This is a genomic window from Sphingomonas sanxanigenens DSM 19645 = NX02 (genome assembly GCF_000512205.2).
GTDB classification, from domain to species: Bacteria; Pseudomonadota; Alphaproteobacteria; order Sphingomonadales; family Sphingomonadaceae; genus Sphingomonas_D; species Sphingomonas_D sanxanigenens.
Genome location: NZ_CP006644.1, coordinates 4,764,747 through 4,784,807 on the forward strand (window position 1 = coordinate 4,764,747; position 20,061 = coordinate 4,784,807).

Below are 20,061 nucleotides of genomic sequence, written 5' to 3' on the forward strand. Positions count from 1 at the left end.
GATGGAGGTCGACCGGCGCGGCCTGCTGCTGGCGGCGGCGGGGCTGGGTGCGGGGGCGGCCGCCGCCCCCGCCATCGGCGCCGCCACGCCCGCACGAGCGGTGCCGCCGCCGGCGGGCTTCACGCGCATCGACCTGTGGCCGGGCAAGGCGCCCGGCGGCGAGCGGGTGACGGTGACGGAAGAGAGCGGCCCGCGGAAGCCGGACAGCGGCCCCGAGGACGCCTACTACGCCCACATCACCACCCCCACATTGACCATCCTGCGCCCCAAGAAACCCGATGGCCGCGCGATGCTGCTGATCCCCGGCGGCGGCTATGTCCGCGTCGTGATCGGGCATGAGGGCCATGCGATCGCGCACCGGCTCGCCGAGGCGGGCTATACCTGCTTCATCCTGCTCTATCGCCTGCCGGCGGACGGCTGGGCGGCGGGGCCGGAGGCGCCGCTGCAGGATGCGCAGCGCGCGTTGCGGACGGTGCGCAGCATGGCGGGCAAGGAGGGCTTCGACGCCGAGAAGATCGGCGTGATGGGCTTTTCCGCCGGCGGCCACCTCGCCGCCTGGCTGACAGCGCGCGCGCCCGCGGAGACCTATGCGCCGATCGACGCGATCGACCGCGAGCCGATCCGCGCCGCGGTCGCTGCCTATATGTATCCGGTGATCCTGATGCAGGGCGAGCATGTCCACCGCGGCTCGCGCACCCAGTTGCTCGGCGCCGATCCGACGCCGCAGCGGATGCGCGCCTATTCGCTGGACCAGGATGTTTCCGCCGAGACTCCACCGGTGTTCCTCGCCCATGCGCTCGACGACATGTCGGTGCCGCCGGAGAACAGCCTCGCGATGCTCGCCGCGCTGCGCGCGAAGCAGGTTCCGGTGGAATGCCACCTGTTCGAGAAGGGCGGCCACGGCTTCGGCCTCGTACCGCAGGCCGGGCCGACCGCGCTGTGGCCCGAGTTGTTCCTCGCATTCGCCGCGGCGCACGGGGTTTGACGATGGACCAGGCCGCCCCCCGGGTTGCGCTGTTCGCCACCTGCCTGGTCGACCTGATCCGGCCGCGCATCGGCTTCGCCGCCGTCGCCGCGCTGGAGGCGGCGGGCTGCGCGGTGATCGTGCCCGACGGGCAGACCTGCTGCGGCCAGCCCGCGCTCAATTCGGGCGACCGCGACAATGCCGCGGCGATCGCGAAGCGCATGATCGCGCTGCTCGAACCCTATGAGCATATCGTCGTCCCCTCCGGCTCCTGCGCGGGGACGATCCGCTGCCACTATCCCGAACTCTTCGAGCATGACGCCGAATGGGGGCCGCGCGCCGACGCGCTGGCCGCCAGGACCTTCGAGATCATGGCCTATCTCGACGAGGTGCGCGGCTGGCGGCCCGAGGGCGTCACCCTCGATGCCACCGCCGCCTATCACGACAGCTGCTCGGGGCTGCGCGAGCTCGGCATCAAGCGCCAGCCGCGCCGCCTGCTCGGCGCGATCGATGGCCTCGCGCTGACCCCGCTCGCCGGCGAGGAGACCTGCTGCGGCTTCGGCGGCACCTTCTGCGTCAAATATCCGGCCATCTCCAACGCGATCGTCGAGGAAAAGGCGCAGGCGATCGAGGCGACCGGCGCCGACCTCCTGCTCGCGGGCGACCTCGGCTGCCTGATGAACATGGCCGGCAAGCTCAACCGCCGCGGCGCGCCCGTCCGCGCCTTCCACGCGATCGAGTTGATCGCCGGCATGGGCGACGGCCCGGCGATCGGGGAAGAGCGATGAGCGGCTTCACCGATCGCGTCGAGACCGCGCTGGCGGACCGCACGCTCAAGATCGCGGTCGAGCGCACCGCCGGCACCGCCGAGGCCAAGCGCGCGGTGGCGGTCGACGCCTTCCCGGATTTCGAGCGCGCGCGCGATCGCGCGGCGGCGATCAAGGACCATGTCGTCGCCAATCTCGGCCATTATCTCGAGCAGTTCGAGGCCAATGCGGTGGCCGCCGGCGCGACCGTGCATTGGGCGCGGACGGCGGACGAGGCGTGCCGGATCGTCATCGACCTGTGCAAGGCGGCCGGGGCGAAGAGCATCGCGCGTTCCAAGTCGATGCTCGGCGAGGAGATCGGCCTCCCGCATGCGCTCGCCGAGGCGGGCATCGGCCGCATCGAGACCGACCTTGCCGAACACATCATCCAGCTTGCCGACGAGCGGCCCTCGCACATCATCTGGCCGGCGATGCACAAGACGCGCGAGCAGATCTCCGCCCTGTTCAAGGCGCGCCACCGCACCCCGCACGAGGAAGAGACGATCGCGGCGATGGCGGAAAGCGCCCGCCGCGAGCTGCGCACGCAGATGCTGGGCGCCGACGTCGGCATCTCCGGCGCCAACTTCCTGATCGCCGACACCGGCGCGGTCTGCACCGTGACCAACGAGGGCAATGCCGAGCTGTCGCTGGTGCCGCCGCGCGTCCATATCGTCACCGCCGGCATCGAGAAGCTGGTGCCGTCGATGGCGCACGCCACCCACATGCTGCGGATGCTGGCGCGCTCCGCGACCGGCGCCGCGCTCACCCAATACACCACCTTTTACACCGGCCCGAAGCGCGCCGGCGACCATGACGGCCCCGAGGAAATGCACATCGTGCTGGTCGACAACGGCCGCACCCGGATGCGCGCCGAGGGGCTGGCGGAGATGCTGCGCTGCATCCGCTGCGGCGCCTGCATGAACCATTGCGTGGTGTTCCGGCAGATCGGCGGCCATGCCTATGGCGGCACCTATCCCGGCCCGATGGGCGCGGTGCTGACCCCGGTGCTGGACGGGCTCGCCGCGAGCCGCGAATTGCCCAGCGCCTGCACGCTCAACGGCAAGTGCCAGGAAGTCTGCCCGGTGAAGATCCCGCTGCCCACCTTGCTACGCGGCTGGCGCGAGAAGAGCTGGCGCGAGGGGCTGGAGCCGACTTCGATGCGCGCCGGCATCGGCCTGTGGGCCTGGGTCGCACGGCGGCCGGCGCTGTATCGCCTCGGCACCGGCATGGCGCAGCGCGTGCTGCGGCTGTGGGGGCGCAACGGCTGGATCACGTCGCTGCCGTTCGCCGGCGGCTGGACGCGGCATCGCGACATGCCGGTACCCAGGGGCGGCACCTTCATGGCGCAGTGGAAGAAGCAGAACCGCCGATGAGTGCGCGCGACGACATATTGGCCGCCCTCCCCGGCAACGCACCCGCGGGCACGATCGAGCGCGAGGCGGCGGCGCTGCTGCTCGCCCCCGAACGGCCGGCGGTCGCCCCTGCGCAACTGGAAGCCGAATTCCTCGGCAAGCTCACTTTGCCCAGCGTCGCCGCGACGCATGACCGCATAGGCAGCCTCGCCGAGCTGCCTGCGGCGATCGCCCGCTATCTGGCCGGCCACGGGCTGCCGGCGGCGCTCTATCTGCCCCCCGATCCCCGCCTCGACGCCTGCGACTGGTCCACCACCGGGCGCCGCGCGGAGGTGGCGCCCGACGAGCCAGCCGCGCTCGCCATCGCCCGCTGCGGCATCGCCGAGACCGGATCGCTGGTGTTCGAAACCGGCCGCGCCGCGCCGATGCTGCCCAACTTCCTGACCCTGCATCACATCGTGCTGCTCGCCGCCGCGGACATCGTCGCCCATCTCGAGGAGGCGATCCTGCCCGGCGCCCAGCCGCGCGCGCATTATTGGGTGACGGGGGTGTCGGGCACCACCGACATCGAGGGCACCTATGTGCGCGGCGCACATGGGCCGAGATATTTGCATGTGATCCTGTTGGACCACCTGTTGGTCGATTGATCCACGATATGAACCAAAATGCCCAACGGGCAGGTGGACAGCCGGGCCAAGTCATATAAATAGCCCGCTGCATATGGCGAAGGATGGTGAGTTTGATCGGAGCCCAGGCATGACGGACGGCGCCTTCCTCGCCATCGACTGGGGCACCACGAATCGCCGCGTCTATCGCATCGCCGCCGACGGCACGGTGGAAGCGACCGTGCGCACCGATCGCGGCATCCTGGCGATGGAGCCCGCCGGCTATGCCGATGAGGTTGCCGCGATCCGCGCCGAGATGGGCGACCTGCCGATCCTGTGCGCCGGCATGGTCGGCTCCAACCGCGGCTGGGCGGAGGTGCCCTACCTCCCCTGCCCCGCCGACATCGCGGGTCTGGCGAACGCGCTGCACTGGGTGGAGCCCGGCCGCACCGCGATCGTCCCCGGCGTCGCCTGGCACGGCACCGCGCATGCCGATGTGATGCGCGGCGAGGAAGTGCAGGTGCTGGGCGCCACGCTCGCCGGCCTCACCCCCGCCACCGCGCTGCTCTGCCAGCCCGGCACCCACTGCAAATGGGCGTGGATGGAAGATGGCCGGATCGACCGCTTCACCACCGCGATGACCGGCGAGATCTTCTCGCTCGTCCAGCGCCACAGCCTGCTCGCCGCGCAGATGACCGGCACGGTCGCGGCGGGTGACGCCTTCCTGCGCGGCGTCGCCGATGCACAAGGGGGCGACCTGCTCGCCCGCCTGTTCGGCGTGCGCGCCGATTTCGTCACCGGCCGCACCCCGGCGGGTGACGAGGCGTCCTATGTCAGCGGCCTGCTGATCGGCACCGACGTGTGGGCGCGCAGGCCCGCCGAGGCTCCGGCGATCGGCCTGCTCGCCGATCCCGTGCTCGGCGCGCTCTATTCCGCCGCGATCGCCGCGGCCGGCGGCCGGGCAACCCTTGTCGACAGCCATTCCGCGTTCATCGCGGGCATCACCCATATCTGGAGGCACGCAGCATGACCGCTCCCGCCGCATTCACCACCGCCTTCGCCGCCTGCCCGCTCGTCGCGATCCTGCGCGGCGTAAAACCGGACGAGGTGGAAGCCATCGGCGACGCGCTGGTCGAGGCCGGCTTCACCCTGATCGAGGTGCCGCTGAACTCGCCCGAGCCGCTGGTGTCGATCGCAGCGCTGGCGAAGCGCCTCGCCGGCCGTGCGCTGGTCGGTGCCGGCACGGTGCTGACACCGGCGCAGGTGAGCGAAGTCGCCGCCGCGGGCGGCCGGCTGATCGTCTCGCCCAACACCGATGCCGCGGTGATCGCGGCGACGGTGGCGGCGGGCATGGTCTCGCTGCCCGGCTGCTTCACCCCCACCGAGGCGTTCGCAGCGCTCGCCGCCGGCGCGCACGGCCTGAAATTCTTCCCCGCCGAGGCGATGAGCCCCGGCGTGCTCAAGGCGCAGCTCGCGGTGCTGCCGCGCGACGTGCCCAAGCTGGTGGTCGGCGGCATCGCCCCCACCAACATGGGCCCGTGGCACGCCGCCGGCGCGCATGGCTATGGCCTCGGCTCCGCGCTGTTCAAGCCGGGCCTCGACGCCGCGGCGGTGGGCGCCAACGCCCGCGCCTTCGTCGAGGGCTGGCGCGCGCTCTGAGCCCGTCCTTCCACCCGACCACCCCCGCCAAGGAGACTCTCCCATGAAAATCGCCCTGATCACCGAGAACAGCCAGGCCGCGAAGAACCCGATCATCCACAATGCGCTGACCACCGTCGCCGAGCCGCTCGGCCACCAGGTGTTCAACTATGGCATGTATTCGGCCGAGGACGATGCCTCGCTGACCTACATCATGAACGGCCTGCTCGCCGCGGTGCTGCTCAATTCCAAGGCCGCCGACTTCGTCGTCACCGGCTGCGGCACCGGCATGGGCGCGATGCTCGCCTGCAACGCGATGCCGGGCGTGTTCTGCGGCCTCGTCATCGATCCGACCGACGCCTTCCTGTTCGGCCAGATCAACGACGGCAACGCGATCTCGATGCCCTACGCCAAGGGCTTCGGCTGGGCCGCCGAGCTCAACCTGCAGGACGTCTACCGCAAGCTGTTCGAGGGCGAGCGCGGCCTGGGCTATCCCAAGGAGCGCGCCGAGATCATGGCCAAGAACCGCGGCATCCTGAAGACCGTGAAGGAAGCGACCAGCAAGGACATCGTGTCGGCGCTGAAGGCGGTCGACCAGGACCTGCTGAAGGCCGCCATCGCCGGCCCGCACTTCGCCGAATATTTCTTCGCGAACGCCGAGGAAGGCGAACTGCGCGACTTCATCGCCGGCCTCGTCGACGCCCCGGTGCTCGAGAACGCGTGATGTGACGGCCGGGCGCGGGGGAACCCGCGCCCGGCGCTCTCTTGCCCTCCCCCGTTCGCCCTGAGTAGCCATTGAGCGAAGTCGAAATGGCGTATCGAAGGGTCAGGCTCGGAGCAGGTCCTTCGATACGGGCCCCCTCGACTTCGCTCGGGACAGGCTTCGCCAGGCTCAGTCCCTGCTCGGGACGAACGGGTTGGGCGGGGCGGCAGGATCCCGGGTCAAGCCCGGGATGACGATAGTCTGAAAATCGGGCACCCTTCGCCCCCAAGCATACGGATCCCCCCACATGAGCAACATCTTCGACCTCAGCGGCACGGTCGCGGTGGTAACCGGCGCGAACACCGGCATCGGCCAGGCGATCGCGGTGGCGCTGGCCGAAGCGGGGGCGGATATCGCGGCGGTGGGCCGCACGCCGGCACAAGAGACCGTCGAGAAGGTGCGCGCGCTCGGCCGCCGCGCCGAGATCGTCTCCGCCGACCTCTCGACGATCGAGCCGGTCGGCCGCATCGTCGCCGAGACCGTCGAGACGCTCGGCGGGCTCGACATCCTCGTCAACAATGCCGGCATCATCCGCCGTGCCGACAGCGTCGATTTCACCGAGGCCGACTGGGACGCGGTGATCGACACCAACCTCAAGTCGGTGTTCTTCCTCAGCCAGGCAGCGGGGCGCCACATGCTGGCCCAAGGCCGCGGCAAGATCATCAACATCGCCTCGATGCTGACCTTCCAGGGCGGCATCCGCGTGCCGAGCTACACCGCGTCCAAGAGCGGCGTCGGCGGCCTCACCAAGCTGCTCGCCAATGAATGGTCGGCCAAAGGCATCAACGTCAACGGCATCGCGCCGGGCTATATCGCCACCAACAACACCGCAGCACTGCAGGCGGACGAGACCCGCAACCGCCAGATCGTCGAGCGCATCCCGGCCGGCCGCTGGGGCAAGCCTTCCGACCTCGGCGGCGCCGCGGTGTTCCTCGCCTCCTCCGCGTCGGACTATGTCGATGGCCATATCCTGGCGGTCGACGGCGGCTGGCTGGCGCGCTGAGATGGCGCGTCCGCTATTCTTCGGCGAACTGCTGATCCGGCTCTCGCCCCCGGGCAAGCAGTTGATCGTGCAGGGCCGCAGCCTCGACCTCCATGTCGGCGGCGCCGAGGCCAACGTCGCGATCGGCCTCGCCAGCCTTGGCCACACGACGCGGATGGTGAGCCGGGTGCCGGACAATGCGCTGGGCGCGCTGGCGCTGTCGGTGCTGCGCGGCGCGGGGGTCGACTGCTCGGCCGTCGCCACCGGCGGCGAGCGGATGGGCCTCTATTTCCTGACGCCGGGCGCCGGCCAGCGCGCCGCCGAAGTGGTCTATGACCGCGCCGGCAGCGCCTTCGCCACCGCCGCCTTGAGCGATTTCGACTGGGATGCGGCGTTCGCCGGCGCCACCCACCTCCACATGTCGGGCATCACCCCAGCGCTGGGGCCGGCGTCGTCGGCGATGGCGATCGCCGCCGCGCGTGCCGCCAAGGATCGCGGCCTGACCTTGATCTTCGACGGCAATTACCGCGCCCGCCTGTGGGAAGCGTGGGACAGCGACCCGCGCACGACCCTGAGCGCGTTGATCGGCATGACCGACATCTTGTTCGGCAACCACCGCGACGTGGCGCTGCTGCTCGGCCGGGCCTTCTCCGGCGACGGCTCCGACCGCAGGCGCGAAGCCGCCGACGCCGCGTTCGAAGCCTTCCCCAACCTGCGCATCATCGCGTCCACCGCGCGCCAGGCCGACGACAGCGACCACAACCGCATCGCCGCCCGCATCGACGCCCGCGACCGCTTCGTCCAGACCAAGGAGGTCACGGTCTCCGGCATCGTCGACCGCATCGGCGCGGGCGACGCCTTCGCGGCGGGCGTGCTGCACGTGCTACTCGACGACGAGGCGGATCTGGAGCGCGCGGCGGAAGCCGGGCTGGGGCTGACGGTGCTCAAGCATGCGCTGCCGGGGGATGCCTCCTTCCATACGAAGGCGGATCTACAGGCGTTTCTGGATGGGCATCGGGACGTGCGGCGGTAGGGACTTGTGCTTGAACTATTGCTGCGTGCCTGGTTTCTGCTCAAAAAGCTCTCGGTGGAAGGCCGACTTGCACTTCAAAATCCAGCGTTCGCCGACTGGATGCTGATTGGCTACCTGTTGATGCCGGCAGATTCCGTGCAAGCAAGAGCTTCAATTTGGATGTTTTCTCGCTTGATCGCCCCTTGCTTCCCCGCCACATTTAAGTTCGGGGGGATCGAGTATGTCAGACACGTTCGATATTTCAAAGTTCACGTCAGGCGATCAGCCGAGCAATCAGTACCAGCGGCAATTGCAGCGCTTGCGCGACGTTGGCAATTCGACAGAGTGTATCGAATTAGCTGTTCAAGGCGCGCTTAAGAATCTCTCCGGCGCCACTCAGAAATCGTTCGTCATCTATGGGGAGCCGCAAAGCGGCAAGACCGAGATGATGATCTGCCTTACCGCCAAGCTTCTTGACGAAGGTTATCGTTTTATCGTTCATCTGTTGAACGATAGCGTTGACCTCCTAGGCCAAAACCTCGGCCGCTTTCATAGCTCGGGGCTAGCTCCTTCCGCTCAGAACTTCATGGAAATAGTCGATCCTGCGATAGACGTCAAAGCGGGAACCTTTATCGTCTTCTGCAAAAAGAATGGAAATAATCTTCGAGATCTTATCAACAAGATTGGTAACATGCCCAGGGTCGTTGTTATTGACGACGAGGCCGATTATGCTACGCCTAACTCGCTAATAAACAAGAACGATAAGACCCCGATAAACGAGCTTATTGGAAGAATAATTGGCGATACGGGACATTATATTGGCGTAACGGCAACCCCAGCGAGACTTAATCTCAACAATACATTCAACAACGATTCAAAGCTTTGGGTAAAATTCCCTCCTCATAGAATGTATACCGGGCAGGATGATTTCTTTCCCATAAATATCGATGAAATTGGCATTGCCGGGCTAAAATATAAACTTTGCCTCATGCCAGACAAGAATGATGATTTTCGCCATGAGCGCGCCGCCTTGTTCCGATTCATGGTAAATGCAGCCCATCTAAATCTCACCAACACTGATGAGAATAATTATTCGCTCCTGATTCACACAAGTGGAAAGAAAATCGACCATAAAGCCGATCTAGAAAATATAAGAAAAGTATTCTCCGTTTTATCAGATCAAAAAAATACGAAGTTTGAGAAGTACCTCAGAGAAATTTGGACCATAGCGAAATCGAACTATGTAGATGTGTCCGCCGATGACATAACCCGATATGTCCTTGCAAATATTAGCAAAAGGGCAATTATAGTCCTCAATAGCGAGGCATCTTTTAAGAATTTTGGCGGAAATGCGACAAATCCTTCTGCGCTTTTCACGATTGTTATCGGAGGCAATATTGTTTCCAGAGGTGTTACATTTAATAATCTGCTTAGCATGTTCTTTACGAGGGATGTTAAGAATAAGTTACAGCAGGACACATACATTCAGCGCGCCCGGATGTTTGGCAGCCGGGGCGCCTATCTGGCGCATTTTGAGCTGACCATCCCCATTGCTCTTTACGCCGATTGGCATCGATGCTTCGTATATCACCGCTTAGCGCTTGCATCGATCGACAGCGGCTTGGGTTCGCCAGTTTGGATTGCCGATAAGCGAATCGCAGCGGTAGCGAGCGGTAGCGTCGACAATTCTACGGTGGATTTGGATCGCGGAGAAATGAGCTTTGCTATTTTCGACTTCACTGCAGATTTGGATAACATTGCGGGTTCGGCGCTTTCACCAGCGGACAAAGTGAACCAAATTGCTGATAAGCTTGGCGATGCCGCCTTTCCTCGTTACCTACGTGAATTTATTCTTCACTCTCTGTCCCGCGGCAAAACCGGGCTTAAGGTGTTCCAGAGCGCAGGCATGTTCCCCAGCATGACCGAGCAGGAGAAATCTGACATTCAGAGACGGCAGGGTTTTCTTACAATCCGGCAAGCTGACAGAGCAGGAAACACCGTTCATTTTTTACGAATATTCAAGAACGAAGCAGGAAAAGCGCGGCTATTCTATAAATTTGACGGATCAGTTCAATTCATCAAAAATCTGAAATGATCGGAGAATTTGAAAGATACCATGGTGCAGCGATCCGGGAACTGATCGTTGGTGCCAACCGCCCCCTCAAAGTCGAAACCTATGATGATATGGGTCGCGTGAACACCTACCGTATCAACGATACCGTGGGCATCCACATAAAGCACAGCTCAAAGAGACTGCCGCCATGGCAGTTTACATACCTCGATGAAAATCTTAGAGAGATAGAGCGGCTGGCGACGCGCTGCGACAGCGTCTGGCTAATCCATGTCTGCGGTCAAGATGGCGCGGTCGCGCTGTCCCTAAACGAATTTTGGTCGGTGAATCCGCGAGGCGGCGAGACAACCAGCTTCGTCCGGGTAGATCGTGATCGGAATACCATGTATCGGATCAACGGAACAGGGGGCAAGCTTTCGCGTCCGAAGCGACGTGGCCTGCGCTACATTTTTGACGAATTGCAGGGCCAGTAATGACACCTTCGGTACACCCCTTCCCGGCGCGGATGGCGCCCGAATTGGCCTTGAAATCGCTGGAAAGCTTAGCATCAGGCACCGTGCTTGATCCAATGACCGGATCAGGAACAGTCGCTCGTGTGGCGAAACAACGCAAGCTAAACGCCATGGGCTTCGATCTCGATCCGCTAGCTGTCCTCATCAGCAAGGTGGGGACTACGCCCGTCAATGACGATGACGTCGCCACTTGGCAGTGCAAGTTTCTCGACATCGCGAAGGCTTTCAATCCGGACGAAATTACCCTTCCTTGGATCGACGGGGATAAAGAGGCGGAGCGATTTGTTAACTATTGGTTCGGCCAGGCCCAACGCGCCGATTTGCGGCGCATCGCTTATGCCCTGTCCAATAGCGATGAGTTTGGCCTGCCATCTGACATCGCCGACATATGCAAGATTGCCCTTAGCCGCATCATCATAACGAAGAAGCAAGCGGCTTCGCTTGCTCAAGATACCTCGCACAGTCGGCCTCATCGCGTAACCCTTGAGTCGGATTACGACGTGTTTGACGGATTTGCCAAATCACTTCGGGCGGTACGGAAACGTGTTTCAACCATCCCACAAAGCGGAAGCGCCACGATAAGTCGAGGTGATGCCAGAAGAATGTCTGGGGTCGCTGATGAGAGCATTGATGCGGTTTTGACATCTCCGCCCTATCTCAATGCCATCGATTATATGCGCGGGCACAGGATGTCCCTGGTATGGCTCGGGCATCGCTACGGCGATTTAACGGCAACTAGATCAGCCAGCATCGGAAGCGAGCGCAGGCCGGATGCCCCCTTCGACGATAAGGCCTTCAAGTCGATCAAAGATGCGATGGGATCGGTGTCATCGTTGCCCAACCGGCACCAAGGCATGATTGATCGGTATGTAGTCGATCTGCACGCGATGATTGGCGAGATCGCCCGGGTACTGAAAAAAAACGCTAAAGCTACCTTTGTTATGGGCAACTCTTGCTTGAAAGGAGTTTACATTGAGAATTCTGAAGCTCTGGCGCAAGCAGGAGCGCTGGTCGGCCTTGAAATGACGGCCAAGATAGAGAGGGAACTCCCCTCCGGAAGCCGCTACCTGCCCACTCCCGCTTCGGGAGCACTAAGTAAACGGATGCGAAAGGAAGTGATTCTCACGTTCGCCAAAATCTGAGGATTCGCTGCAAATCCTGAGAAAAGCCCGCATCCCCGGCGTCACATATTTCTCCCGATGCGACAAGATATAGAACCGCCGCTGAAGATCGAGATCCGGCGCCTCCAGCCGAACGACCCGCCCTCGTTCCAGCGCCCCCCGCGCCGCCAGATGCGACACGCACCCGATCAACGCGCTCAACGCCACCGTCTCGATGATCGCCTCGATCTGCTGTAGTTCGAGGTCGATCCGCCAGCGCTCCCAATAGGGATGCATGGCGCGGTCGAGTGTCTGGCGGGTGCCTGATCCTTTTTCGCGGACCACCCAGCGTTCCGCCAGCAGCGCGTCGATCGTCACCGGTTCCTGCCCGGCGAGGGGGTGGGCGGGGTTGCAGATCAGCACCAGTTCGTCGCCGAGCCATTCGGTCATAATCAGGTCGGGGTTTTGCAGCTTGCCCTCGATCAGCCCGAGGTCGAGCGAGAAGTCGGCAACCTTGCGGGCGATGTCGGCGGTGTTGCCGATCTCCAGCGTCAGCGGCGCGTCGGGGTGCTGGCGCGCATAGCTTTGCATCAGCGCCGGGGCGACATGGCTGCCGATCGTCTGCGTCGCCCCCAGCCGGAACGGGCCGGGGCCGAGGCGTCCGGCCAGCAGGGCGTCGATCTCTCCGGCGCGGTCCAGCAGATCGCGCGCGGCGGGCAGCAGCGCGCGGCCGGTTTCGTTGATGCGCAGGCGCTTGCCGGCGCGGTCGAACAACGGTCGGTCATAGCGCCGCTCCAGTTCGAGCAGCGCGGTGCTCGCCGCCGATTGCGACATCGCGAGTTCGGCCGCGGCGGCCGAGATGCTCTCATGCCGGGCCGTGGCGGCGAAGATCTGCAGGTGGCGCAGGCTGAACCGCATATCTGGTTTATCGATGATCTTTAGCGATATTACCAATTTTATCGATTTTAGCGCGTGGCCTATGCCGATGCCGCATCGGCGACAGCGAGCGCGGCGCCGATGCGATCGAAGCCGCTTCGTCGGGCGATGCGCCGAACGGCCAGCGCCCGCGACAGCATTCAGGGAAAGCCCTATGACCTTCGTCGTCACCGACGCCTGCATCCGTTGCAAATATACGGATTGCGCCACGATGTGCCCGACCGCGTGCTTCCGCGAGGGCGAGAACATGCTCGTGATCGATCCCACGGAATGCATCGACTGCGGGATCTGCATCCCGGAATGTCCGGCGGAGGCGATCCTGCCCGATATCGACCCGCTTGCCACGCCGTGGCTGGAACTGAACGCGACCTACGCGGCCATCTGGCCGGAGATCACCAACCGGAAGGCGGCGCCGGCGGACGCGGATGCCCATCGTGACGAGAAGGGGAAGTTCGAGCGGTATTTTTCGGCGAATCCGGGCACGGGGAATTGAGGTGTGGGCAGGCAAGCGCGAGTGGTGCTCCACCCCTGCCGCACCGGGTTCGACCCCATAGGCGCTAACCCGTCAGCGACTGCTGCCTTCAAGCCTCTCCCGCGCAGGCGCTGCGGCCGCGCCTTTCCCTCGCCCCTACGGGGAGAGGGACAGGTCCGCGTAGCGGACCAGGGAGAGGGGCAGTCGCGCCGGGCGTAACGGGCTGACGGGTTCGCTCTGAAAAGCCGGCGGAGCAGCAGCGCTGAACCCTCCAAGCCCTTACGCCTTGCGCGACTTTCCCCCTCTCCCTGTCCCTCTCCCCGTAGGGGCGAGGTGACGCGGCGGCAGTCCCGCTCAATCTGGAAATGCCGTAGCGCCAATTGGCCTTGAGCCGGGATGACGGGGGCGATGTACCGATCCCAGCGTCCCCCTCACGATTCACGCCCACGCGCCAACCCAATAGGCGGGCCTGTCATCAAAGGCGCGGCCCGCGTGGAACGATCGCTCCGCGCCACCGCGCGAACGATCGGGAGTCCCTCATGCGCGCAATCCCCCGCCCTTTTCGCCACCTCCGCCCCGCCCGCGCCAATCGCTCGTCCACGGCCGCACCGATCCCAACCCGCCTTCAGCCGACGATCGCCCACGCCGGCGCCGGCCCCTGACCCCTTGTGCCTTTGCGCAGCCGATCATCCGCGATCCACTGTCACCTTTGTCACTTTCGCCCTCCCCTTCCGCCAAATTCGGCGCTTTCCGCCCCCGCACTTGAGCCCGTCACATTTATCAGATTAATGGTGCGCTCCAGAGAATGGCCGATGCCAACGGGGAGAGAGCGGACCATGCAGAACCATCATCATGCAGCGGGCGCATTCCTGCATCGCCGACGCGGCTGGCGCTCGGCCGCCTTTCTTGCCGCCCTTCTCGCCACCGCCCCCCTCGCCGCGCAGGCACCCGTCAGCGTCGACGCCACCGCGCCCGCCCCGGCGCCGCGCAGCGATCATCTTCATCTCGGCACGGGCACCGGGCCCGGCGGCACGCTCGGCGTCAACAGCCGTTACCTCACCCGCGATGGCAAACCGTGGATTCCGGTGATGGGCGAGTTCCACGCCTCGCGCTTTCCGGCGGCCTATTGGGAGGAGGAGATCCTCAAGATGAAGGCGGCGGGCGTGAACATCGTCGCCACCTACATATTGTGGAACCATTATGAGCTGGCACCGGGCACGCTCGACTGGACCGGCGATCGCGACATCCGCCGCTTTGCGGAGCTCTGCCGGAAGCATGGCATGATGCTGTTCATCCGCCCCGGCCCGTGGGGCCATGCCGAGGCGCGGTTCGGGGGTATTCCGGATTGGGTGGTCGCCGCCACCGCCACGCGCGGCAATGATCCCGCCTATATGGCCGAGGTCGAACGGTTCTGGCGAGGGCTTTACGGCCAGTTGCGCGGGCTGATGTGGAAGGATGGCGGCCCGATCATGGGCTTCCAGGTGGAGAATGAATATAATCTCGTCGGCGCAGGGCAGGGGCGCGAGCATATCGCGGCGCTGAAGGCGCTGGCGGTGAAGATCGGCTTCGATACGCCGCTCTACACCGTCACCGGCTGGGACCAGACCGTCTATCCCCGCGGCGAGGTGGTGCCGGTGATGGGCGGCTATATGGATCTGCCCTGGGCGGCGAGCCCGAAGCAGCTTCCGCCCAACGAGAATCACGCCTTCCGCTTCACCAGCCGGGTAAGCGGCGATCTCGGCGCGCAGACCAAGGGCGGGCGGCGCGGCGATGCCGACGACGATATCGAGAATACCCCCTTCCTCGGCGCCGAATATGGCGGCGGGCTGCCGGTGATGTATCGTCGGCGGCCGCTGATGAAGCCGATCGACGTCTCCGCCGCGATCACCACCCAGATCGGCTCGGGCGTCAATCTGCTGGGCTATTACATGTTCCACGGCGGCGCCAATCCGCTGGCGAACGGCCGGACGCTGGAGGAAACGCAGCGCTCGGGCGGCTATAACGACGTGCCGGCGATCGGCTATGATTTCCAGGCGCCGCTCGGCCAATATGGCGAGGTCAATCCGGTGAGCGGCGCGCTGCGTCCGCTCCATTATTTCCTCAACGCCTATGGTGACCGGCTGGCGACGACGCGGCTCTACCAGCCCGCGGTGGTGCCCAGGGACCATCTCGATCTGCAGCCGCTGCGCTGGTCGCTGCGCGGCGCCGGCGATGCCGGCTTCCTGTTCGTCAACAACCATGTCCGCCTCTATCCCACCCCCGCGCATCGCGGCGTGCGCTTCGACGTGAAGCTGCCCGGCGGCTCGCTGACCTTGCCCTCCGCCCCGGTCGATATCGCGCCGGGCGCCAGCTTCATCTGGCCGGTCAATCTCGACATGGATGGGGTGCGGCTGAGCTGGGCGACCGCGCAGCCGATGACGCGGCTGGCCGACGACAAGGGCCCGATCCACGTGCTGGCGGCGACCGCGCCGGGCGCGGTGGAGCTGGCCTTCGATGCGGCGACGGTGGCGTCGCTCTCGGTGCCCTCCACGCGCGATGCCGGCGGGCGGATGATCGCCAAGGTCACGCCGAAGGCTGCGCCGGTCACCATCTCGGTGACGGGCAAGGACGGCAAGACGGTGCGCATAGTGCTGCTCGATCAGGCGCAGGCGGGCAAGGCGTGGGTGGGTGACGCGTTCGGCCAGCGCCGGCTGGTGCTGACCGATGCCGACCTGTTCTTCGCGCCCGACCGGATGGTGCTGCGCCAGCGCGGCAGCGGCGATTTCCGCTTCTCGGTGTGGCCGGCGCTCGCCAGCCCGAAGGGCAGCGCGCCGATCGCGCGCGGGCGGGACGGCGGGCTGACCGCTACCGTCCCCGGCGCCGCGCCGCGCACCCTGCCGCTCACGCTCGAGCGCACGCCCGGCGAGGCGCCGCCGATCGCCATCGGCGGCCCGGCGAACGCGGCGATGCAGCCGCTGCCGGAGGCGCATCGCGCCGCGGGCGCGTGGGGCTTCACCGTGCCGCAGGATGCGCTGGCCGGGGCCAGCGACGCCTATATGGAGATCGACTATCGCGGCGACGTCGCCCGCCTGCTCGATGGCACGACGATGCTCGACGACGCTTTCTGGGACGGGCGGGTGTGGCGCATCGGCCTCAAGCGCTTCGCCTCGCGCCTCGGCCATCCCTGGACGATGACGGTGATGCCGATGCGCGCCGACGCGCCGATCTATCTCGACGAGGTCGCCCGCAAGCAGCTTCCCGCGACCGGCCAGGTGGCGGAGATCAAGTCCATCCGGCTGGTGCCCGAGCATGAGCTGGTGGTGACGCAATGAGCTGGACGATCGACCGCCGCACCGCGCTGGGTGCGCTCGCCATGCCGCTGGTGGCGGGCGCCGCCCCCGCTTTCGCCGCCACGCCCCGCAACGGCGCGCGGCCGGGGCCGTTCATGATCGGCGCGGATATCTCGTGGATCCCCGAGGATGAGGCCGCGGGCGCGCGCTTCTTCGCGGACGGCAAGCAGAAAGATCCGGTGCTGCTGCTGCGCGATGCCGGCTTCAACTATATCCGCCTGCGCATCTTTGTCGATCCGTCGGCCGGCTATTCGAAGCGCGAGCCCGACAAGGCGTGGGCCGGGCTGGCGCAGACCGTGAAGCTGGGCAAGCGCATCAAGGATGCCGGCATGGGCCTCGCGCTCAGCTTCCATTATTCGGATACCTGGGCGGATCCCGAGCATCAGGGCGTGCCGGCGGCGTGGAAGGACCATGACGCGCCCGCGCTCGCCCGCGCGGTGGAGGCGCACACGCGCGACACGCTGAAGGCGATGCGTGGCGGCGGCGCGCCGGTGGACATGGCGGTGATCGGCAACGAGATCACCTTCGGCATGCTGTGGCCGCACGGCCGGGTGCGGCTGAGCACCTCCACCGGAAATCCGGTGACCGATGCCAATCATCGCAACGCGGGTGCCGTGGGCGGCTTCGACACGTTCGCGCTGTTCCTGCGCAGCGGCGTCGCCGGCGCGAAGGCGGCGGAGCCCGGCATCCTCATCCAGCTCCACAACCATCTCGGCCGCCACTGGCCGATCCTGCAGGAATGGACCGACGCGCTGATCGCGCGGCGGGTGGAGTTCGATGTCATCGGCCTCTCCTGCTACCAGCAGCGCGCCGAGGGCGACTGGGCGGGAAGCTTCGCCAATTTCGTCCGCCGCTATCCGGACAAGGGCCTGCTGGTGGCGGAATATTCCAGCCGCAAGCGCTACCTCAACGATCTCGTCCACGCGCTGCCCGGCAAGCATGGCTGGGGCACCTTCATCTGGGAACCGACCCGCCATCAGGAGGCGGTGTTCGACCTGAACGGCCGCAACGCGGGCGGCGGCCCCAAGCCCAACCTGATCTCGCAGGGGCTGAACAGCGCCGAGGCGCCGGGCGGGCTGGCCGGTGCGGCCCCCGCCGCGCCGCCCGCACCCAAGACCGGGCCGATGGGCAAGGACGGCGACTATGTCGCCAATCCGCTGCTCGATCTCTACGGCGAAATGGCAAAGGCCTATCGGGAGGAGCGATGATCGACGACGCCCTCAGCCGCCGCGATTTCGGTTTCGGCGCGGCCGCTGCCTTGTTGCTCGGCGGCTGCGCCACGCCCCGCGCCGGCGCCGCGCGCGGGGCGGACGATGTGCTGCTCTTCGCCTATTTCATGACCGGGCGCGGCGAGGCCGATGGCCTCCGGCTGGCGGTCAGCGAGGATGGCTATGCCTTCCGCCCGCTCGCCGGCGGCCGCAGCCTGCTCAAGCCCGAGGTGGGCGAGAAGAAATTGCTGCGCGACCCCTTCCTGTTCCGCGGCGAGGGGCCGGACGCGCCGTGGCACATGCTGTGGACCACCGCGTGGGAGGGCGAGACGATCGGCCACGCCACCACCCGCGATTTCGTCCACTGGACGCCGCAACGCGCGCTGCCGGTGATGGCAAGCGTGCCGGGCACGCGCAATTGCTGGGCGCCCGAGGCGATCTTCGACGCCGCGACGGGCAAGCATCTGATCTTCTGGTCGAGCACGGTGACCGGCCGCTTCGAGGAGACCGCCGGCTCGTCCGAATCCGCCTACAACCATCGGCTCTGGGCGGTGCGCACCGCTGATTTCGAGCGCTTCGATGCGCCGTTCGTGCTCTACGATCCCGGGTTCAGCGTGATCGACGGCACCTTCGCGCGCGACGCGGCGGGCGGCCTCCACCTGATCGTCAAGGACGAGACCGTCCAGCCGCCGCGCAAGACGCTGCACGTCGCCAGCGCACAGTCGGTGACCGGCCCGTTCGGCGCGGTCTCCTCCGCGTTCAGCCCGGCCTGGGTGGAAGGCCCGATGACCGCGACCGTCGATGGCCGCACGCTCTGCTATTACGACGTCTACAAGGAAGGCCGCTGGGGCGCCGCGGCAACCAGCGATTTCGCCGCTTGGGAGGATGTCGGCGCAAGGCTCTCGATACCCGCGGGTGCGCGGCACGGCTCGCTGCTGTGGGTGCCGCGAGGGGTGCTGGCGGCGCTGGAGGCATAGCCGCGGGCCCGCCGGGCGCTGCATCGGTGTGAGCCTTATCTGTGCGCCCGGCCGAAACCGGGCGCACACCCCCGAACGCGTCTATCCGCACGCCCCTGCTTATCGGCGCGGGCCGCCGCCGCATCCCCCGATCGGGGTATGAAGCGCCTCAACTGCGCAGCAGATCCGCCAGCATCGTCACCAGTTCCACCTCGCGGCGGACGCCGAGCTTGCCGAACACCGTCTTCAACTGCGCGCGCACCGTTTCCAGCCGCGTGCCGCGCTGCTCCGCGATCGCCTCCCGGGTTTCGCCCCGCGCCAGCCGCAGCGCGACGTCCGCCTCGGCATCGGACAAGCCGTAGAGCAGCGACAGGATCGTCGCGGCGGAGGCGTGCCAGCGCCGTTCGGAGCGGGCGATAACCATCACCGTCGGCCGGAATCCGAACGCCCATGGCCCCGCCGGGGCGGCGCAGATGTCGAGCAGCAGCGGCAGGCACCCTTCGCCGGCGCCGATCGCCAGCGTTTCCGCCGGCCGGCGCGGGCCGGGCGCGCCATGGGCGGCAATCGCGCGCCGCAGCACCAGCGTATCGGCAGCCGTCGCCGCGGCGAGACGACCGTCGCCGCAGCGCAGCCGCCCGTTGCCGAGCAGCGCCTCGGCGGCGGGCGTCGCCGCCCGGATGCGCCCATCCCGCGCGCACAGCAGCACCGCAGCCGACACCGCATCGAGCACACCGCGCACCAGCGCCAGCCCCTGGTTTTCCAGCGCCGCCTGCAGCCGCACCGCGGCGCGGACATGCGGCGCGACCGCGGCGAACAGCGCGCGCTGCTCCGCCGTCGTCTCGCCGTCGCGTTCGCCGCGCAGCACCGCGAGCCCGATCAGCCCGGCATCATCCTCGGCCAGCTTGGCCTGGCAACCATAAGCGATGTCATGATCCCGGGCGAAATCGGCATAGACGTCGCTGCGCATCGCCGGCGCGACCGCGCGATAATCCGCCTCGCTCCGCACCTCGAGGACCGGCGCACCGATCGAGACCGCGACACGCGGGTTGATCAGCGGATCCCCGCCATCGATCTCGACGAACTGGTCGATCGCCGCCTGCGAGAAGCCCGTCACCCAGTTGAAAGGCACCACCCGCGGCCCGCCGATCCCGACAAGCTGCCCATGCGCAGACCCGGTCGCACTCGCCAGCGCCGCGAGCGCCGGCATCCAGTGCGCGCCGTCCAGAGCAGCGTCGGCGAAGCGATCGGCGAGCGCCATAGCGGCGGACTCCACGCCACGGGCGCCTACCGCCGCTTCGTTACCGATGATCGCCATCCAACTTCCCCAACCAGCACGAACGCATTTTGGGCGACCA

At 66.3% G+C, this 20,061-nt stretch carries 18 protein-coding genes; 16 read left to right on the plus strand and 2 right to left on the minus strand.

All coding sequences use genetic code 11. The annotated features are described in order from the left end of the window. The first annotated feature begins 1 nt into the window (after position 1). The 12 genes from NX02_RS21890 (at position 2) to NX02_RS31760 (ending at position 11,847) form a co-directional block, all read left to right on the plus strand. Complete coding sequence (locus NX02_RS21890) at positions 2 to 985, plus strand: alpha/beta hydrolase (RefSeq protein WP_245648672.1); 984 nt, start codon at positions 2 to 4, stop codon at positions 983 to 985. A 2-nt stretch (positions 986 to 987) separates the two neighbouring features. Continuing rightward, positions 988 to 1,752, plus strand: coding sequence for a (Fe-S)-binding protein (locus NX02_RS21895; RefSeq protein ID WP_025294303.1), 765 nt, complete (start codon positions 988 to 990; stop codon positions 1,750 to 1,752). Then, on the plus strand, positions 1,749 to 3,143 hold the full coding sequence (locus tag NX02_RS21900) for a lactate utilization protein B (RefSeq protein ID WP_025294304.1): 1,395 nt from the start codon (positions 1,749 to 1,751) through the stop codon (positions 3,141 to 3,143). Before NX02_RS21895 ends, NX02_RS21900 begins: the two co-directional genes overlap by 4 nt. Next, complete coding sequence (locus NX02_RS21905) at positions 3,140 to 3,769, plus strand: LutC/YkgG family protein (protein ID WP_025294305.1); 630 nt, start codon at positions 3,140 to 3,142, stop codon at positions 3,767 to 3,769. Before NX02_RS21900 ends, NX02_RS21905 begins: the two co-directional genes overlap by 4 nt. Positions 3,770 to 3,878: 109 nt before the next feature. Continuing rightward, on the plus strand, positions 3,879 to 4,757 hold the full coding sequence (locus tag NX02_RS21910; protein WP_025294306.1) for a 2-dehydro-3-deoxygalactonokinase: 879 nt from the start codon (positions 3,879 to 3,881) through the stop codon (positions 4,755 to 4,757). Next, positions 4,754 to 5,386 carry a 2-dehydro-3-deoxy-6-phosphogalactonate aldolase gene (locus NX02_RS21915; RefSeq protein WP_025294307.1) on the plus strand — a complete coding sequence of 211 codons (633 nt, stop codon included), beginning with the start codon at positions 4,754 to 4,756 and terminating at the stop codon, positions 5,384 to 5,386. Before NX02_RS21910 ends, NX02_RS21915 begins: the two co-directional genes overlap by 4 nt. Positions 5,387 to 5,429: 43 nt before the next feature. After that, complete coding sequence (locus NX02_RS21920) at positions 5,430 to 6,089, plus strand: RpiB/LacA/LacB family sugar-phosphate isomerase (protein ID WP_025294308.1); 660 nt, start codon at positions 5,430 to 5,432, stop codon at positions 6,087 to 6,089. 286 nt (positions 6,090 to 6,375) lie between these two features. Further along, on the plus strand, positions 6,376 to 7,131 hold the full coding sequence (gene kduD, locus NX02_RS21925; RefSeq protein WP_025294309.1) for a 2-dehydro-3-deoxy-D-gluconate 5-dehydrogenase KduD: 756 nt from the start codon (positions 6,376 to 6,378) through the stop codon (positions 7,129 to 7,131). 1 nt (position 7,132) lies between these two features. Beyond that, positions 7,133 to 8,143 (plus strand): sugar kinase, encoded by a 1,011-nt coding sequence (locus NX02_RS21930; RefSeq protein WP_025294310.1) that lies wholly within the window; start codon positions 7,133 to 7,135, stop codon positions 8,141 to 8,143. Positions 8,144 to 8,363: 220 nt separating this feature from the next. Next, entirely contained in the window at positions 8,364 to 10,217 is a 1,854-nt protein-coding gene (locus NX02_RS31750; protein WP_084718012.1) for a Z1 domain-containing protein, read from the plus strand. Then, entirely contained in the window at positions 10,214 to 10,666 is a 453-nt protein-coding gene (locus tag NX02_RS31755; protein WP_084718014.1) for a hypothetical protein, read from the plus strand. Before NX02_RS31750 ends, NX02_RS31755 begins: the two co-directional genes overlap by 4 nt. Positions 10,667 to 10,698: 32 nt before the next feature. Beyond that, positions 10,699 to 11,847, plus strand: a complete 1,149-nt coding sequence (locus NX02_RS31760; RefSeq protein WP_211258243.1) for a hypothetical protein — start codon at positions 10,699 to 10,701, stop codon at positions 11,845 to 11,847. Here NX02_RS31760 and NX02_RS21935 read toward each other — a convergent pair. After that, positions 11,797 to 12,990: a LysR substrate-binding domain-containing protein gene (locus NX02_RS21935; protein ID WP_245648673.1), complete on the minus strand. Its 1,194-nt coding sequence runs from the start codon at positions 12,988 to 12,990 to the stop codon at positions 11,797 to 11,799. The two genes, NX02_RS31760 and NX02_RS21935, sit on opposite strands and share 51 nt — an antisense overlap. Here NX02_RS21935 and fdxA point away from each other — a divergent pair. The 4 genes from fdxA (at position 12,896) to NX02_RS21955 (ending at position 18,727) form a co-directional block, all read left to right on the plus strand. Further along, positions 12,896 to 13,234: a ferredoxin FdxA gene (fdxA, locus tag NX02_RS21940; protein WP_025294312.1), complete on the plus strand. Its 339-nt coding sequence runs from the start codon at positions 12,896 to 12,898 to the stop codon at positions 13,232 to 13,234. The two genes, NX02_RS21935 and fdxA, sit on opposite strands and share 95 nt — an antisense overlap. Positions 13,235 to 14,049: 815 nt before the next feature. Next, positions 14,050 to 16,524 carry a beta-galactosidase gene (locus NX02_RS21945; protein WP_025294313.1) on the plus strand — a complete coding sequence of 825 codons (2,475 nt, stop codon included), beginning with the start codon at positions 14,050 to 14,052 and terminating at the stop codon, positions 16,522 to 16,524. Beyond that, positions 16,521 to 17,750: a glycosyl hydrolase 53 family protein gene (locus NX02_RS21950; RefSeq protein ID WP_025294314.1), complete on the plus strand. Its 1,230-nt coding sequence runs from the start codon at positions 16,521 to 16,523 to the stop codon at positions 17,748 to 17,750. The genes NX02_RS21945 and NX02_RS21950 overlap by 4 nt, the downstream gene beginning before the upstream one ends. Next, complete coding sequence (locus tag NX02_RS21955) at positions 17,747 to 18,727, plus strand: glycoside hydrolase family 43 protein (RefSeq protein WP_025294315.1); 981 nt, start codon at positions 17,747 to 17,749, stop codon at positions 18,725 to 18,727. Before NX02_RS21950 ends, NX02_RS21955 begins: the two co-directional genes overlap by 4 nt. Before the next feature lie 148 nt (positions 18,728 to 18,875). Here NX02_RS21955 and NX02_RS21960 read toward each other — a convergent pair whose 3' ends face one another. Beyond that, complete coding sequence (locus tag NX02_RS21960; RefSeq protein WP_025294316.1) at positions 18,876 to 20,021, minus strand: helix-turn-helix transcriptional regulator; 1,146 nt, start codon at positions 20,019 to 20,021, stop codon at positions 18,876 to 18,878. Positions 20,022 to 20,061 lie beyond the last annotated feature (40 nt).